Annotated in this window: 17 protein-coding genes and 1 pseudogene; 10 read left to right on the forward strand and 8 right to left on the reverse strand. The window is 67.4% G+C overall.

Going from position 1 to position 15,164, the window contains the following annotated elements; genetic code table 11:
• Positions 1-87 (reverse strand): annotated as a pseudogene (locus TEP_RS01830) (uracil-DNA glycosylase); the annotation flags it as partial.
• Between the two features lie 94 nt (positions 88-181).
• Here TEP_RS01830 and TEP_RS01835 point away from each other — a divergent pair.
• The 6 genes from TEP_RS01835 to TEP_RS01860 are packed head-to-tail and all read left to right on the forward strand — an operon-like array spanning position 182 to position 5,995.
• Positions 182-802, forward strand: a complete 621-nt coding sequence (locus TEP_RS01835; RefSeq protein ID WP_132823950.1) for a CDP-alcohol phosphatidyltransferase family protein — start codon at positions 182-184, stop codon at positions 800-802.
• Between the two features lie 39 nt (positions 803-841).
• Entirely contained in the window at positions 842-2,593 is a 1,752-nt protein-coding gene (locus tag TEP_RS01840; RefSeq protein WP_132823952.1) for a bifunctional alpha/beta hydrolase/class I SAM-dependent methyltransferase, read from the forward strand.
• Positions 2,593-3,927 carry a phosphatase PAP2/dual specificity phosphatase family protein gene (locus TEP_RS01845; protein ID WP_132823954.1) on the forward strand — a complete coding sequence of 445 codons (1,335 nt, stop codon included), beginning with the start codon at positions 2,593-2,595 and terminating at the stop codon, positions 3,925-3,927. Before TEP_RS01840 ends, TEP_RS01845 begins: the two co-directional genes overlap by 1 nt.
• The gene (locus tag TEP_RS01850; RefSeq protein WP_132823956.1) at positions 3,924-4,361 is read left to right on the forward strand and encodes a hypothetical protein; all 438 of its coding nucleotides are present in this window, start codon (positions 3,924-3,926) and stop codon (positions 4,359-4,361) included. Before TEP_RS01845 ends, TEP_RS01850 begins: the two co-directional genes overlap by 4 nt.
• A 12-nt stretch (positions 4,362-4,373) precedes the next feature.
• The gene (locus TEP_RS01855) at positions 4,374-5,003 is read left to right on the forward strand and encodes a lysophospholipid acyltransferase family protein (RefSeq protein WP_025878621.1); all 630 of its coding nucleotides are present in this window, start codon (positions 4,374-4,376) and stop codon (positions 5,001-5,003) included.
• Positions 5,000-5,995, forward strand: a complete 996-nt coding sequence (locus tag TEP_RS01860; protein ID WP_025878622.1) for a phosphatidate cytidylyltransferase — start codon at positions 5,000-5,002, stop codon at positions 5,993-5,995. Before TEP_RS01855 ends, TEP_RS01860 begins: the two co-directional genes overlap by 4 nt.
• 134 nt (positions 5,996-6,129) lie before the next feature.
• Here the strand turns inward: TEP_RS01860 and fis are convergent, their stop codons facing one another.
• The 3 genes from fis to prmA form a co-directional block, all read right to left on the reverse strand.
• Positions 6,130-6,405, reverse strand: coding sequence for a DNA-binding transcriptional regulator Fis (fis, locus tag TEP_RS01865; protein ID WP_006397198.1), 276 nt, complete (start codon positions 6,403-6,405; stop codon positions 6,130-6,132).
• A gap of 115 nt (positions 6,406-6,520) precedes the next feature.
• Positions 6,521-7,270, reverse strand: a complete 750-nt coding sequence (locus TEP_RS01870; RefSeq protein ID WP_132823958.1) for a DUF3426 domain-containing protein — start codon at positions 7,268-7,270, stop codon at positions 6,521-6,523.
• Positions 7,271-7,312: 42 nt separating this feature from the next.
• The gene (gene prmA / locus TEP_RS01875; RefSeq protein ID WP_132826424.1) at positions 7,313-8,233 is read right to left on the reverse strand and encodes a 50S ribosomal protein L11 methyltransferase; all 921 of its coding nucleotides are present in this window, start codon (positions 8,231-8,233) and stop codon (positions 7,313-7,315) included.
• Between the two features lie 163 nt (positions 8,234-8,396).
• On the opposite strand from prmA, the gene TEP_RS01880 reads away from it, so the two are divergent.
• Both TEP_RS01880 and TEP_RS01885 read left to right on the forward strand, forming a co-directional pair.
• Positions 8,397-9,362: a hypothetical protein gene (locus TEP_RS01880; RefSeq protein WP_132823960.1), complete on the forward strand. Its 966-nt coding sequence runs from the start codon at positions 8,397-8,399 to the stop codon at positions 9,360-9,362.
• Positions 9,359-9,733 carry a hypothetical protein gene (locus tag TEP_RS01885; protein ID WP_105164750.1) on the forward strand — a complete coding sequence of 125 codons (375 nt, stop codon included), beginning with the start codon at positions 9,359-9,361 and terminating at the stop codon, positions 9,731-9,733. Before TEP_RS01880 ends, TEP_RS01885 begins: the two co-directional genes overlap by 4 nt.
• 146 nt (positions 9,734-9,879) lie before the next feature.
• Here the strand turns inward: TEP_RS01885 and accC are convergent, their stop codons facing one another.
• The 4 genes from accC to aroQ are packed head-to-tail and all read right to left on the reverse strand — an operon-like array spanning position 9,880 to position 12,677.
• Entirely contained in the window at positions 9,880-11,247 is a 1,368-nt protein-coding gene (accC, locus tag TEP_RS01890; protein WP_025878627.1) for an acetyl-CoA carboxylase biotin carboxylase subunit, read from the reverse strand.
• A gap of 12 nt (positions 11,248-11,259) precedes the next feature.
• Entirely contained in the window at positions 11,260-11,751 is a 492-nt protein-coding gene (gene accB, locus TEP_RS01895; protein WP_132823962.1) for an acetyl-CoA carboxylase biotin carboxyl carrier protein, read from the reverse strand.
• Between the two features lie 54 nt (positions 11,752-11,805).
• Positions 11,806-12,228 carry a lysozyme inhibitor LprI family protein gene (locus TEP_RS01900; RefSeq protein ID WP_132823964.1) on the reverse strand — a complete coding sequence of 141 codons (423 nt, stop codon included), beginning with the start codon at positions 12,226-12,228 and terminating at the stop codon, positions 11,806-11,808.
• A complete protein-coding gene (gene aroQ / locus TEP_RS01905; RefSeq protein ID WP_132823966.1) occupies positions 12,225-12,677 on the reverse strand; it encodes a type II 3-dehydroquinate dehydratase in 453 nt (150 codons plus the stop codon). Before aroQ ends, TEP_RS01900 begins: the two co-directional genes overlap by 4 nt.
• Before the next feature lie 269 nt (positions 12,678-12,946).
• Between aroQ and TEP_RS01910 the strand changes: the two genes are divergently transcribed.
• A complete protein-coding gene (locus TEP_RS01910; protein WP_206140167.1) occupies positions 12,947-14,287 on the forward strand; it encodes an acetamidase/formamidase family protein in 1,341 nt (446 codons plus the stop codon).
• 46 nt (positions 14,288-14,333) lie between these two features.
• Entirely contained in the window at positions 14,334-15,161 is an 828-nt protein-coding gene (locus TEP_RS01915; RefSeq protein WP_206140169.1) for an isocitrate lyase/phosphoenolpyruvate mutase family protein, read from the forward strand.
• Positions 15,162-15,164: the final 3 nt, after the last annotated feature.

A 15,164-nucleotide genomic window follows, 5' to 3' on the forward strand; every position in this document is an offset into this window, starting at 1 on the left:
GTTCAACACGTCCACCACGTGGTCGGTGAAGCCTTCCCACCCGTGCCCCTGGTGCGCACCGGCCTTGCCCTCTTCCACCGNCAGCACCTGCATGGGCCGGCATTGGGCGCAAGTGGATACGTGGCGCTGTCGCAATCAGGTAGGCTGTGCCCGCACTGCCAAGGAGTAGCGGGTTCAGATCGTGTCGATCTATGCATTGAAAGGACGTTTCCAGGACCTGCTGCGTCCGGCCGTACACGGCCTGTACCGCATGGGGATCACCGCCAACACGGTGACCGTGGCTGCGGCCGTGGTCTCGCTGCTGGTGGCCGCTGCGGTGTGGTGCTGCGCCCCCACCCAGCCGCTGCTGTATCTGGGCCTGCCGCTGTGGATGCTGCTGCGCATGGCCCTCAACGCCGTGGACGGCATGCTGGCCCGCGAATTCGGCCAGCAATCGCGGCTGGGCGCCTATCTGAACGAGTTGTGCGATGTGATCGCCGACGCGGCGCTGTACCTGAGCCTGCTCAGCGTACCGGGCGTGCGCCCCGAGGCGCTGTGGCTGCTGGCCTGGGCCGCCGCGCTGAGCGAGTACGCCGGCGTGCTGGGCCTGATGGCCGGCGCCAGCCGCCGCTATGACGGCCCGATGGGCAAGAGCGACCGTGCGTTCGTGATCGGCGTGCTGGGCCTGCTGCTGGCGCTTGGCTGGGCAGGCGCGACCGTGGTCAGCGCGGTCGCCGCACTGGCCGCACTGCTGTGTGGGGTGACGGTGGTCCGTCGCGTACGCCAGGGATTGAAGGAAGCCGCGGCGATACCGCAGCGGTAAGCACAACACGATTACAGGCCCTATCCATACGGAGATTGCATGCGTCAGGCGCAGGAACGGGAATTCCACAGCTTCGACCAGGTACCGCTGTTCTACCGGTACTGGCCGAGCACCTCGGCAACCACGCCGGCCAAGGCCATCGTGCTGCTGCATCGCGGCCATGAACACTCCGGCCGGGTCACCCATCTGGTCGACGAGCTGGACCTGCCCGACACCGCGTTCTTCGCGTGGGATGCGCGCGGCAATGGTCGCTCACCCGGCACGCGCGGCGACGCACCGGGCTTCCCGGCGCTGGTGCGCGACCTGGACAGCTTCATCGCCCACATCAGTGCCGAGCACGGCATCGCGGTGGAGGACATCGTGGTGATCGCGCAGAGCGTGGGCGCGGTGGTTGCCGCCACCTGGGTGCATGACTATGCGCCGCGGCTGCGCGCGCTGGTGATGGCTTCGCCGGCATTCAAGGTGAAGCTGTACGTGCCGTTCGCACGCGCTGGACTGGCGCTGATGCAGAAACTGCGCGGCAACTTCTTCGTCAACAGCTACGTCAAGCCGCAGTGGCTGACCCACGACCCGGCACGGGTGGAAAGCTACCGCACCGATCCGCTGATCACCCGGCCGATCTCGGTGCGCGTGCTGCTGGGCCTGTACGAAGCGGCCGACCGCATCGTGGCCGACGCGCAGGCGATCAGCGTGCCGGTGCAGTTGCTGGTATCGGGCTCGGACTTCGTGGTGCATCGCGGCCCGCAGGACCGCTTCTACGAAGGCCTGTCCAGCCCGATAAAGGAGCGCGTGCACCTGCCGGGCTTCTTCCACGACACCCTCGGCGAGCGTGACCGTGCACCAGCGCTGGCGCGTATCCGCAGCTTCATCCAGGCACGCTTTGCCGAACCGCTGCAGGAGCTGTCGCGGCGCGACGCGCATCGACATGGCCCGACTTTCGACGAATCGGAGATCCTGTCGTGGCCACCGGAACGCAACAGCCTGGCCGACCTGCGTTGGCGCGTGGTGCGCGGTGGCCTGCGTTTCGGCGGCACGCTGTCGGAGGGCATCGCCCTGGGCCTGCAGACCGGTTTCGACTCGGGCAGCACGCTGGACTACATCTACCGTGATGAGGCGCGGGGCAAGGGACCGCTGGGCCGGATGGTCGACCGCAACTATCTGGATGCGATCGGTTGGCGCGGCATCCGCGTGCGCGGCAAGCACCTGCAGGAACTGCTGCGCGATGCCGCCCAGCGACTGCGCGGGCAGGGCGCGCCGGTGCGCGTGCTGGACGTGGCGGCCGGCCATGGCCGTTACGTGCTGGAAGCACTCGGCCAGGGCGAACAGCGTGCCGACCGTATCGTGCTGCGCGATTTCAGCGAGCTGAACGTAACGCAGGGCAAGGCCTTGATCGAGCGCCTCGGCGCGGCCGACATCGCCCGCTTCGAACAGGGCGATGCGTTCGATCCGGCGCAGCTGGCAGCAGTGGAACCGGCGCCGACGCTGGCGGTGGTGTCCGGCCTGTACGAACTTTTCCCGGACAACGATGCGGTGCTGCGTTCACTGCAGGGCATCGCTGCGACGGTGCCGGTGGGCGGTTACCTGGCCTACACCGGGCAGCCGTGGCATCCGCAGCTGGAGTTCATCGCGCGTGCGTTGACCAGCCATCGTGGTGGCGCGGCGTGGGTGATGCGCCGCCGTACCCAGCACGAGATGGACGAACTGGTGCGCCTGGCCGGCTTCCAGAAGGTGGCCCAGCGCATCGATGACTTCGGCATCTTCACCGTATCGCTGGCACGACGGATCGCGTGATGGCGACGCTGGCGGCAACCGCATCATCCAGCGAGGCGCGCCCCTGGCGGCGCGCCCTGCTGTGGCTGGCCCTGCTCGGTCCGTTCTTCTTCGCCAGCTATGGCTTTGCCAACTGGATGGCAGGCCGCCATGCCCAGCTGCCGGTGATGGCATTTGCCTGGGAGGCGCGGATTCCGTTCGTGCCGTGGACGATCGTGCCGTATTGGTCGATCGACCTGTTCTATGCGATCTCGTTCTTCCTGTGCCGGCGCCGGCTGGAGCTGGACCGGCACGCGCTGCGCCTGCTCAGCGCGCAGGTGATCGCGGTGACGTGTTTCCTGTTGTGGCCGTTGCGCTTCAGCTTCGAACGGCCGGAAATCGGCGGTGTGTTCGGCTGGTTGTTCGACGTGCTGCTGGGCTTCGACAAGCCATTCAACCAGGCGCCGTCGCTGCATATCGTGCTGCTGATCGTGCTGTGGGTGAAGTTCGCGCAGTACCTGCACGGGGTCTGGAGGCTGGTGCTGCATGCGTGGGCGCTGCTGATCGGCATTTCGGTGCTGACCACGTTCCAGCATCACTTCATCGACATTCCCACCGGGCTGCTGGCGGGCTGGTTGTGCGTGTGGCTGTGGCCGGAGCAGGGCACGCCGCCGTTGCGCGCCTGGCAGGCTGCCGGTGACCCGAAGCGTTGGCGGCTGGCCGCGTTGTATGTGTTGGGCGCCGGCCTGCTGCTGGTGCCGGTGGTGATGCTGCGCGGCACCGCACTGTGGCTGCTGTGGCCCGTGGTGTCGTTGCTGCTGGTGTCGCTGGCCTATGCCGGGCTGGGCACGGCGGTGTTCCAGAAGCGTGCCGATGGCCGGTTGACGATGGCCGCGCGCTGGCTGCTGGCACCTTACCTGGGGGCGGCGTGGATCAACTCGCGGTTGTGGACGCGCCGTGCGCCGCAGCCGGTGCCGGTCGTCGACGCTGTCTGGCTGGGTCGCCTGCCAGGTACCGCACTGCCGGCACCGCTGGTGGGCGTGGTAGACACCTGTGCGGAGCTGTCCTGCCGCGCGCCGGGAGCAGCGTACGCCAGCGTGCCGATGCTGGACCTGGTGGTGCCTTCGGCGGCGCAGCTGCGTGCCGCGGCAGATGCCATTGAACGCCTGCGTGGTCATGGCCCCGTCCTGGTCTGCTGTGCGCTGGGGTATTCGCGCAGCGCGGCCAGCGTGGCGACCTGGTTGCTGCGCACCGGCCGTGCGCGCGATGTGGCCGACGCGGTGTCGATCATGCGTGGCGCGCGGCCGTCGATCGTGCTGCACGACGTTCATCTACAGGTGATCGCGGCCGCTGCCGCGCAGGAGACCATTGCATGAGCGCCATGCCCGATCTGCCGACGATGCATCTGCTGCTGCGCCAGGGGCGATTGCCTGCCGCGTTGTCGCTGGGCCTGCTGCTGGTGGCCCTGTTGTTGTTGGGCATCGAGCCTGGGCTGGCAATGATCGCCGCTGGCCTGCTGCTGCTGAGCCTGGTTGCAGGTGTTCTGCAGGCGTACTACGCGGTGCGGGTGCAGTTGGACGCCAGCCTGCTGCGCCTGCTGCAGCAGGAGGGCCTGCAGGGTGAAGACGCAGCGCAGCGGGTGGACCAGGCGCTGCACACCGCTGGCCTGCGCAGGCTGGACGCAGCGGCACCGACGCGTGGATGGGATGCGCGCTGGACCGGCATGCGGCGTCTGCTGATGCGGCAGTACGCCGCCACGCTGCTGCAGTTCGCTGCCCTGCTGCTGGCCGTGCTGTGGCCGCAGACCTGACCGGAGGTGCCGATGTTTGCTGAACTGATCGCCCGCGCCTGCAGCGCGGCCATCCATGTAGTGACCGGCGCCCGCGCGCTCTGGGTTGGCTGCGCGCCGTCCAGCGAGCACCGCGTCTACTACGGCAACCATGCCAGTCATGGTGATTTCGTGCTGATCTGGTCGTCGATGCCGCCGGCGCTGCGGCGCCAGGTGCGGCCGGTCGCCGCCGCCGAGTACTGGCAGCGCGACGGTCTGCGTCGTTATCTGATCGACGCGGTATTCAATGGCGTGCTGGTGGAGCGCGAGGCCGGCAACCGCCATCAGGATCCGCTGCAGGTGCTGCGTGACGCGGTGGACGAGGGCTGTTCGTTGATCCTGTTTCCGGAAGGCACGCGCAACATCGGTGATGAGCCGCTGCTGCCGTTCAAGAGCGGCATCTACCACCTGGCCCGGCAACGCCCGGAGCTGGAGTTCGTGCCGGTGTGGATCGACAACCTCAAGCGGGTGATGCCGAAGGGGCGTTTCCTGCCGCTGCCGCTGCTGTGCACGGCGACCTTCGGTACGCCGCTGCGGCTGCAGGCCGATGAGGACAAGGCGGCGTTCCTGGCGCGCAGCCGGCAGGCGCTGCTGGCCCTGGCCCCGAACGGAGGCCGTGCATGAGCTTCATGATCGATGTGTCCGGTGATCTTGCCGCGCGCAGTGTGGGCCAGCAGACCGGCCTGCTGTTCGCGGGCGTAGGCGCCGTGCTGGTGCTGGCTACGCTGGTGTCCGAAACCCTGCGCTGGCGCCAGCGTGGACAGCCCAGCGCGGTGATCGCCAACCTGGTCTCGCGCATCCGCGCGTGGTGGGTGATGGCCATCGTGGTCGGGCTGGCGCTGTTCTTCGGGCGCGCCGGAGTGATCGTGCTGTTCGCCATCATCTCGCTGTTCGCACTGCGCGAATTCATCACCCTGGCGCCAACACGATCAGGTGACTACTACGCGTTGCTGGCCGCGTTCTACATCGTGCTGCCGTGGCAGTACTACCTGGTGTGGATCGACTGGTATGGCATGTACACGCTGTTGATCCCGGTGTACGCGTTCCTGTTCCTGCCGATCCTGGCCACCATCGGTGGCGACACCACCCACTACCTGGAGCGCACGTCGAAGGTGCAGTGGGGCCTGATGATCTGCGTGTTCTGCATCTCGCACGTGCCGCTGCTGCTGAACCTGCGCGTGCCGGGCTACGATCCGGCGCGCAACGTGCTGCTGTTCGCCTTCCTGGTGATCGTGGTGCAGTCGTCGGACGTGCTGCAGTACATCTGGGGCAAGCTGCTGGGCAAGCACCTGATCGCGCCGAAGCTGTCGCCGTCGAAGACGGTGGAAGGCTTCGTGGGCGGCGTGCTCTGTGCCAGCGCGTTGGGCGCCGCGCTCTGGTGGATCACTCCGTTCACGCCGCTGCAGGCGTTCGGGCTGTCGCTGCTGATCAACCTGATGGGGTTCTGGGGCGGCCTGGTGATGTCGGCGATCAAGCGCGACCGCGGCATCAAGGACTGGGGCAACATGATCGAGGGCCATGGCGGCATGCTCGATCGTCTGGATTCAGTGTGCTTCGCCGCGCCGGTGTTCTTCCACGTGGTGCGTTACTACTGGAAGGCGGGTGGTGGCGGTTGAGCTGCGGGGGAGATTCATCCACGCATGGCGTGGATCTACCGGAGCCGGTAGTGCCGGCCGCTGGCCGGCAACCCCATGAATGATGACAGTGTGTTGCGGTTGCCGGCCAGCGGCCGGCACTACCCATGCTGCGCTTACGCGCTGATGCCGTATTCCTTCAGCTTCTTGCGCAGGGTGGCGCGGTGGATGCCCAGCATCGCCGCTGCGCGGCTCTGGTTGCCTTCGCAGTGGTTGAGCACTTCCACGAACAGCGGAATCTCCATCTCGCGCAGCACGATCTCGTAGACATCGTCCGCATCGCAGCCATCGAGGTCGCGCAGGTAACGGCGCACGGACTGGGCCACGTGTTCGCGCAGCGGTGGCCGGGCGGCGCCACGACTGTTGTCAGGACGAGAAAGGACAGCGTTCAAGGGGGTTCCCGATCTGGTTGGTCCATGCACGCGGGGCGCCGGACCGGATGAGGTGATTGCCGTCAGTCTAGCGCGAGCGTGCCCGGCCTGCCACGGCCGGACGGTCAGGTCCAGGTCAAAGAAACTCGAAGGTGAATGCGACCGTGGATGCGGCAGGCTCCTGCACGCGGAAGGCGATGCGCGCGCTTTGACCCGGTTCCAGCGCGGCGGCCCCCGGGTTTTCGCCGAGGTACTGCGCCGGGGTGAACACGCCGGTGCCGATCACCCGACCATCGGCATCGGACAGCGACAAGCGCAGATCCGGCCACGCCTGCGGCCAGCGCGCGTCGTTGCGGATGCTGGCCTGGATCTGCAGCACGCCGGGCTGGGCCGGCAACGGGCGGATTTCACGGCTGGTCATCGTCAATGCGGTGGGCTCGCGCCAAGCGGGCAGCTCGCAGCGCAGCACGTTGCACAGCGCACTGATCCACGGCCGGGTACCGGCATCGGCGGCCAGCCGTGCACGGTCGGCAAGCACGCTCTGCAGCAACAGCAGCAGCGCCAGCGCGGCTACCAGCAGCCAATGCCAGCGAGGGGGGGGCAGCGCCCGCGGCCGCACGCCAAGGAAGCTGGGCGCATCGGCGGCGGTAGCAACGATGCCGGGTCTGGCGGTGAAGTCCGGCGCGATGATTGGATCAGCGGCGGCCACCGGTTCTGTTTCGGTTGCCGCCACGATGTCCGTTGCCGGGTCGATGTCCTCGATCGCCGGCGCTGCATTGCTCGGCCCCGGTTCGCGCGGTTCGGCGGCTTCAGGCGCGGCATCACGTCCCGGCGCGGTGCGCAGGAACGTGGCCAGGGGACGGCGCGGTGGGTTCGGCTCGGACATGCTCAGGGCGCGGGCTCGGATCCAGCGGTCATTCAACCACGATCAGGCGCGGCGTACGCCGGTGATGCGCATCCAGTCGCCATCCTGGGTGGCCTGCAGTTCGTCGAACCACGCCGCATAGCGCTGCAGCAGTTCGTCTTCCTGGCCATGCAGGATGCCCGACAGGGCGATGCGACCGCCGCTGGCGACGCGGGTGGCCAGCAGTTCGGCCAGTGCGTCCAGCGCGGATGCAAGGATGTTGGCGACCACGATCGGATAGGTGGCGACCGGTTCGTCCTGCGGCAGGTATACCTGCATGCGTGCCTGTTCGCCGTTGCGTTCGGCATTGTCGGCGGTGGCGATCAACGCCTGCGGGTCGTTGTCCACGCCGATGGCCTGGGCGGCACCGAGCTTCAGCGCGGCCAGGGCGAGAATGCCCGAACCACAGCCGAAGTCGAGCACGCGCTGGCCCTGCAATTGACCATCAACGGCCAACTGGTCCAGCCAGCGCAGGCACAGCGCGGTGGTCGGGTGGGTGCCCGAGCCGAAGGCCAGGCCCGGGTCGAGGCGCACGATGGCAGCGTCGGCGGCCTGCGCGGCTTCCGGCAGCTCGTGGTTCCACGGCACGATCCAGGTACGGCTGCCGAAGTCCATCGGCTGGAACTGGTCCAGCCACGCGCGCTCCCAGTCTTCGTCTTCCACGGCGCGGAAGCTGCCATTGCTCCAGTCCAGCTCCGGGTCGAAGGCTTCCAGCGCGGCCAGCAGCAGCAAGGCGTTGCTGTCGGCGGGGAACAGCGCGCTGAGCACCAGGGTGTCCCACAGCGGGGTCTCGCCCACGCCCGGTTCGAGGATGGCCTGCTCGTTGCTGGTGTCGGCTTCGGCATCAAGCAGGGTCACCGCCAGCGCGCCCACATCCTCCAGCGCATTCTCATAGCGGGGCTGGGTGGCTTCGGTGCAACGCAGGGTCAGTTCCAGGAACGGCATGGCGGTGAGGGCAATCGCGGGAAAGGGGGCCATGCTAGACCATCAGCGCGTCTCCGTATCGCCTGAGATGCCGCCTTGAGATGAACGAAGCCGGTTCAGACAGCCCTCACGGGCCTTGCTAAACTCGGCGCTTTCCTGTGCACCGTACCGCCGACCGTTGCCGATGGCTTTCGCCCCGACCCTGAAAACCTGGTTGCTCGTCCTGCCGGCCGTGGCCGTGCTGGGCGTGGCCGGTTATCGGGCCAACGGCCACAGCCGGGCCATGGACGCGCATGTCGACGTGCCGCTGGCGACCCAGGCCAGCGATGCCCAGGGCGCGCTGGCACCGGTGATGCCCGAAGCGCTGGCACGCCGCCTCGCGGCTTTCGAACGTGGCACCGCGCTGCCGTCGGGCCTGCCGCTGGATATCCGCGCCGACATCGAAAGTGCCACCGATCTGTACGCCTACGCGCAGCGCCTGCGCGTGCTGGCCGACCAGGGCAACCACGAGGCGCGCTGGATGCTCAGCCGGGTCTACGACTACTGCGCGCAGTACGCCGTTGACCCGGGCGGCTACCGGCTGGACAACAACGTGCTGTCCGGCCTCGGCCTGAGTGCGGCGCCGGAGATGGTGGAGGCGCGCGAACGGGTGGCGCAGCGTTGTGGTGGCTTCGTGCCCGGCGACAAGCTGGGCCCGGCACTGGTGATCGGCGAGCGTCGTCGTGCGGCCCAGCAGGGCAACCTGGCGGCCGAAGCGGCGCTGTTTGCCGAAGGTGAGCCACTGCAGGACAGCGAGCAGTACCGCCGCGACCTGGTTGAACGCGTACGTACCTCGCGCGATCCGGAGGCGTACATGGCGATCGCGCCGGGCATGGGATTGCGTGCGGCGGGCGACAAGGCATTGACCGGCATGGTCGCCGGTGAACAGCTGAGTGAACTGGCATGGCGGGTTGCGGCCTGCGAACTCGGTCTTCCCTGTGGAGCCGACAGCGTGCTGGTCAACAGTTTTTGTGCGAATGGAGGGATCTGTTCGCCGGATGGAACGCAGGACTTCCGTGATTTTGTGTATGACGCCGCGGTTTCGCGGCAAGGTGCGGGGAAAATGAAGGAATGGATCAAGCGATTGATTGGAACGAGGGACGGGCGATGAACTACCGTCGATTCCTGCATGGGGCCAAGTTCTGGTTCTGGGTGGTGTTGTTCGTGGCGTACTCGGCCGGTGCCGTGGGCCTGCTGATGATCGACACCTACGAAGACCGCTACCGGCATCTGTCGAAGGTGGAGCTGACCTCGGTGAAGGCACAGGAGGATGTACGCCGTGCTGGCGCCAGCCAGGTTGCCGCCGTGTACCGCGCGCAGAGTGGCGTTCCGTTCTCGTCCTTGCCGGCCGGCAGCACCTTCCAGGTGGTCTGGCCCGATGGTTCCAGCGAGACCATGGTGATCGTCGATCCGACCTCGCCCAACGGCGTGCGTCCTCTGGCGAATTCGCAGATTCCGGCGACCGCGGCCGACGCGCGCTGACGCCACGCCGATAGCGCCGGGCCATGCCCGGCCGGTGGGCGGTGGCGATGGAAGGCCGCCGGGCATGGCCCGGCGCTACCGTAAAAACGCAAAAAAGGGCGGGGANNTCCCCGCCCTTTTCGTGTCCGGCGATGGCGCTCTGCCGATCAGGTCAACGCGATCGGCTTGCTCTTGCGTTCGGCAAGGCGCTTTTCCAGGTAGTGGATGTTCTGGCCACCGGCCTGGAAGCCCTTGTCACGCATGATCCGCTGCTGCAGGGCGATGTTGGTCTTGATGCCATCGACCACCATTTCGCTCAGCGCCACCCGCATGCGGGCAATGGCGGTCTCGCGGTCCGGACCGTGCACGATCAGCTTGCCGATCATCGAGTCGTAGTTCGACGGCACGCGGTAGCCACTGTAGATGTGGGTATCGACGCGCACGCCGGGGCCGCCCGGTGCGTGGAAGCCGGTGATGGTGCCCGGGCTCGGCACGAAGGTTTCGGCGTCTTCGGCGTTGATGCGGCACTCGATCGCGTGACCGGTCAGCACCACATCGCTCTGCTTGATCGACAGCTTCTGGCCGGCAGCGATCTTCAGCTGTTCGGCGACCAGGTCGATACCGGTGACCATCTCGGTGACCGGATGTTCCACCTGGATGCGGGTGTTCATTTCGATGAAGTAGAAGCGGCCGTCTTCGTACAGGAACTCGAAGGTGCCGGCGCCGCGGTAGCCGATGCGGATGCAGGCTTCCACGCACACCTTGCCGATCTGCTCGCGCTGCTCGGCGGTGATGCCCGGTGCCGGTGCTTCCTCGACCACCTTCTGGTGACGACGCTGCATCGAGCAGTCGCGCTCGCCGAGGTGGATGGCGTTGCCCTGGCCGTCGGCCAGCACCTGGATCTCCACGTGGCGCGGGTTCTCCAGGAACTTCTCCATGTAGACCTCGCCATTGCCGAACGCGGCCTTGGCCTCGCTCTTGGTGGTTTCGATGGAGGTCTTCAGCGAGGCTTCGGCGTGCACCACGCGCATGCCGCGGCCACCGCCGCCGCCGGCTGCCTTGATGATGACCGGGTAGCCGATCTCACGGGCGATCTTGGTGTTGGCGACGATGTCGTCGCCGAGCGGGCCGCCCGAACCGGGCACGCACGGCACACCGGCCGACTTCATGGCACGGATCGCTTCGACCTTGTCGCCCATCAGGCGGATGGTGTCTGCCTTCGGGCCGATGAAGATGAAGCCGGACTCTTCCACGCGCTCGGCGAAGTTGGCGTTCTCGGACAGGAAGCCATAGCCGGGGTGGATGGCCTGGGCGTCGGTGACCTCGGCCGCGGCGATCAACGCCGGGATGTTGAGGTAGCTTTCCGCCGACGCCGCCGGGCCGATGCAGACCGATTCATCGGCCATGGCCACGTGCTTGAGATTGCGGTCGACCGTGGAGTGCACGGCCACCGTGCGGATGCCCAGGGTGTTGCACGCGCGCAGGATGCGCAGCGCGATTTCCCCTCGGTTGGCGATGACGACTTTGTCGAGCATGGCAGCCGTCCCTTAGCCGATCACGAACAGCGGCTGGTCGAATTCCACCGGCTGGCCGTTCTCGCCGAGGATGGCGACGATGGTGCCCGACGCATCGGCTTCGATCGGGTTGAACATCTTCATCGCTTCGATGATGGCCAGGGTCTCGCCGGCCTTGACCTGCTGGCCGATGGTGACGAACGCCGGCTTGTCCGGTGCGGACGAGGCGTAGAAGGTGCCGACCATCGGCGAGCGCAGCACGTGGCCTTCCGGCAGCGCGTTGCCCGGCTTGGCGGTGCCGCCGGTGGAAGCTTCGGTCGGCGACTGCATCGGCATCGCCGGGGTGGCCGGCTGGGCGGCGGCCGGAGCGGCCATCATCATCTGCGGCGGGGCCTGCATCATGCCGTAGCCGGACACCGGAGCGCGCGACAGGCGCACCGACTCTTCGCCTTCCTTGATTTCGATTTCAGCCAGGTTCGACTCTTCCAGCAGGTCGATCAGCTTCTTGATTTTGCGGAGATCCATGGTGGCCTCTTTGCTCTTTGATGTCAGTGTGGTGGGAAGCGCGTTGCGCTCGGGTCAAAGCAGTTCGTAGAAGTCGCGCAGCTGCCGGGTGCGGTCGCGCGCGAGGGTGATCAGGCACCGCATCTGCGCGCCGTTGCGCGCGGTGCCGTCGGAATTGAGGGCGTACACCGCCTGGCAGTCGTGGTCGCGCAGCTGCATCCATGCGCGCTGGGCCAGCACCAGTTCCTGTTCGGCGTTGCCGCAGTAGCTGCAGGTGCCGCCGTTGGCCGGCGTGCGCAGCTGCCTGCGTGCCTGGGCGTAGACGGTGTTGAGTTCGGCGTCGGCAGCCGCCGCCACATCCGAGGCGCACAGGTCGCTCTCCATCGTGGTGGTCGGATGCGCGCAGTCGATGCCCTCGTCCTTGCGGTCGAACGCGCTGGCAGCGCCGCACAGGCCGGCCCACAGCACAACGCTGGCGAGGACGCGCGACAGGCTCATGATGCGGCGGCAGCCTGCACGCGCGCCAATGCCGCGTCCATCGCATAGCGGTAGCTGTCGGCACCGAAGCCACACACCACGCCCACCGCCTTGTCGCTGAAATAGCTGTGCTGGCGGAAGGGCTCGCGGGTATGCGGGTTGGACAGGTGGATCTCGATGAACGGCACCGCCACCGCCGCCAGCGCATCGCGCAGGGCAACCGAGGTATGGGTGAAGGCGGCCGGGTTGATCAGGATGAAGGCGGTTCCGTCGGAGCGTGCGGCCTGAACGCGATCCACCAGCACGTGCTCGGCGTTGGACTGCAGGCTCTCCAGCGCATGACCTGCGACAGCGGCCTGGGCGGCCAGCGCCCGGTCGATGTCGGCCAGCGTGGTGTGGCCGTAGACCTCCGGCTCGCGGCTGCCGAGCAGGTTGAGGTTGGGGCCATGCAGGACCAGCAGCTTCGCCATGGGATCCGATTGACGGGAAAGGGCGGCAGTCTGGCGGAAGCTGAGGATGCTGTCCAGTTCGGCGAAATTAGTGGTGTTTAAAGCGATCGTTTGAAAAAGGCCGTGCGCCGCATCACTGCTCACTATAGATGGTGGAAATTGCGCGTGCCGGCCATCCCTCAGCCCCTGAGACTGCAGCCGGACCGCATTACGTTCGACACTGCGGAGGTTGCCAGGGTGTTCCTACACTGGGTCAACCCGCCATGTCGGCGCTCCCGGATGCTCGCGCCGTGCCCACCCCCATGCGATTGCCTGCAGTGCTGCTGGCGCTGCTGCCCTTGAATGCGCTGGCTGCCGAACAATGGATCGTTGCCACCGACCTGTGGGGCAACCGGAACTACCAGACCCTGCAGGTGGACGTGCAGGACGGGCGTATCGCCGGCCGTCTGGACGCCGACCCGGTCACCGGCACCCTGAGTGCCGGGCAGATGGTATTCACCGCAACCGACAGCCAGGGCCAGCGCTACCAGTTCGACGGGCGCCTCGACGGGGCACGGATGCAGGGACAGAGCGATCAGCCGGACACCAACAACCGCGAGGCGCGTGCCGTCCACGCCTTCAGCGCCTGGAAAGTACCGGCGCGGGTTTCGACCGCACCTCAGCGCCATGTGTTCACGCCGACCGACTATTCCAATACGTTCAGTGCCGATCGCGCGCCGGTGCTGGTGATCTGGCCTGGCGACTCGGTGCAGACCCGTACGCTGGACTCCGGCGGCGTCGATGAGAAGGGCGTCACCCGCGCGCTGTTCGGCAATCCACAGGTCGGGCCGTTTTTCGTGGTCGGCGCCGAACCCGGCGACACGCTGGCGATCACGCTCACCTCGTTGAAGCTCAACCGTGACTACGCCGACAGCCTGGATGGCCTGGTGGGGCGCTTGAAGACGCCGCGGGTGGCTGCCGAAGCCACTGGGCTGGGCAAGCCGGTGCGCTGGCAGCTGGACCGCAGCAGGGGCGTCGCCCGTCCGCAGGGCGCAAGCGCCGGCCTGCGGCATTTCGAGGTGCCGGTGAAGCCAATGCTCGGCGGCCTGGCGCTGGCGCCCGGCTTCGGCTACCCGCCGTTATCCACCGGCGACACCGGTGACTTCGGCGGCAACATGGATTTCAACGCCGTGGTTGAGGGCAATACGGTCTACCTGCCCGTGCAGCAGCCTGGCGCGCTGATGTACCTGGGTGATGGCCATGCGCTGCAGGGCGATGGCGAAACCACGCAGTGGGCGCTGGAGACGTCGCTCGATGTGGAGGTTAAGGTCGAGCTGCTGAAGCAGCATGCGATCGCAACGCCGCGGGTGGAATCGGCAACGCAGATCATGACCCTGGGCCAGGGCGGCTCCAGCGACGATGCGCTGCGCATCGCCACCTCGGGAATGCTGCAGTGGCTGCGCCAGGCCTATGGATTGACGTTGTCCGAGGCGACCCAGGTGCTGGGCGTGGCGGTGCAGTACCAGGTGGCCAACCTGGCCGGGCGCAGTGTGGGCGTGGCGGCGAAGCTGGACAAGGCAGTGTTGCAGGGGCTGCCGTTGCAGACGACAGCGGAACCGGGCCGCGCCGCCGTGAAGCCCGCTGCCAGGTGACCGCTGCGCCGGCAGCAGCCGGCGAGGGTGTATCAATCAGGAGTCCGTGATGAGTGCCGACGCCATCCGAAACCGCCGTGACGCCTTCAGGGCGCTTCATGCCTCCGGTTGCTTCCTGCTGCCCAACCCATGGGACGTGGGCAGCGCGGTGGCGCTGGCGCGGCTGGGGGCCAAGGCACTGGCCACCACCAGCTCCGGTCATGCCTGGGCCCATGGGCAGCCAGACGGGGCGATGGGGCGCAGCGAGATCCTCGCTCATCTGCAGGCGATGGTGGCGGCGACCGATCTACCGGTGAACGCCGACTTCGAAGATGGTTTTGGCCACAGCCCGGAGGCGGTGCACGAGAGCGTGTCGATGGCGATCGCTACCGGTGTGGCTGGCCTGTCGATCGAGGATTCCAGCGGCGATGCGGGCCATCCGCTGCGCAGCATCGAAGACAGCGTGGCCCGGCTGCAGGCCGCGCGCCGTGCCATTGATGAAAGCGGGCACGACGTGATGCTGGTGGGGCGCGCGGAGAACTTCTTCGTCGGGCGACCCGATCTGGACGATACATTGGCCCGCATCCGCGCCTATGCCCAGGCGGGTGCCGACTGTCTGTATGCGCCCGGCATCCGGACCGCAGAGCAGATCCGCGCCGTGGTGGAGGCCGCTGGTGGCAAGCCGGTCAACCTGCTGATCGGTGCGCCCGGCGTGATGACGCTGCAGCAGGCCGCCAGTCTGGGCGTGCGCCGGGTCAGTGTCGGCGGTGCGCTGGCCCGCAGCGCGTGGTCCGGCTTTCTGGACGCCTCCCGGCAGATGCTTGCCAGTGGATCATTCGATGCGCTGCCGGCCACCCCGTCCGGTGCCGAACTCAACGGGTTGTTCAAGCCGTAGGTG

Source organism: Stenotrophomonas sp. TEPEL (assembly GCF_004348785.1).
Classification (GTDB): domain Bacteria; phylum Pseudomonadota; class Gammaproteobacteria; order Xanthomonadales; family Xanthomonadaceae; genus Stenotrophomonas; species Stenotrophomonas indicatrix.

Bases quoted from the DNA above. Each gene is read 5' to 3' on its own strand.
- TEP_RS01860 (WP_025878622.1), top strand. From the start codon at position 5,000: ATGAGCTTCATGATCGATGTGTCCGGTGATCTTGCCGCGCGCAGTGTG.
- TEP_RS01855 (WP_025878621.1), top strand. From the start codon at position 4,374: ATGTTTGCTGAACTGATCGCCCGCGCCTGCAGCGCGGCCATCCATGTA.
- TEP_RS01885 (WP_105164750.1), top strand. From the start codon at position 9,359: ATGAACTACCGTCGATTCCTGCATGGGGCCAAGTTCTGGTTCTGGGTG.
- aroQ (WP_132823966.1), bottom strand. From the start codon at position 12,677: ATGGCGAAGCTGCTGGTCCTGCATGGCCCCAACCTCAACCTGCTCGGC.
- prmA (WP_132826424.1), bottom strand. From the start codon at position 8,233: ATGCCGTTCCTGGAACTGACCCTGCGTTGCACCGAAGCCACCCAGCCC.
- TEP_RS01880 (WP_132823960.1), top strand. From the start codon at position 8,397: ATGGCTTTCGCCCCGACCCTGAAAACCTGGTTGCTCGTCCTGCCGGCC.
- TEP_RS01840 (WP_132823952.1), top strand. From the start codon at position 842: ATGCGTCAGGCGCAGGAACGGGAATTCCACAGCTTCGACCAGGTACCG.
- accC (WP_025878627.1), bottom strand. From the start codon at position 11,247: ATGCTCGACAAAGTCGTCATCGCCAACCGAGGGGAAATCGCGCTGCGC.
- TEP_RS01845 (WP_132823954.1), top strand. From the start codon at position 2,593: ATGGCGACGCTGGCGGCAACCGCATCATCCAGCGAGGCGCGCCCCTGG.
- TEP_RS01900 (WP_132823964.1), bottom strand. From the start codon at position 12,228: ATGAGCCTGTCGCGCGTCCTCGCCAGCGTTGTGCTGTGGGCCGGCCTG.
- accB (WP_132823962.1), bottom strand. From the start codon at position 11,751: ATGGATCTCCGCAAAATCAAGAAGCTGATCGACCTGCTGGAAGAGTCG.
- TEP_RS01850 (WP_132823956.1), top strand. From the start codon at position 3,924: ATGAGCGCCATGCCCGATCTGCCGACGATGCATCTGCTGCTGCGCCAG.
- TEP_RS01870 (WP_132823958.1), bottom strand. From the start codon at position 7,270: ATGTCCGAGCCGAACCCACCGCGCCGTCCCCTGGCCACGTTCCTGCGC.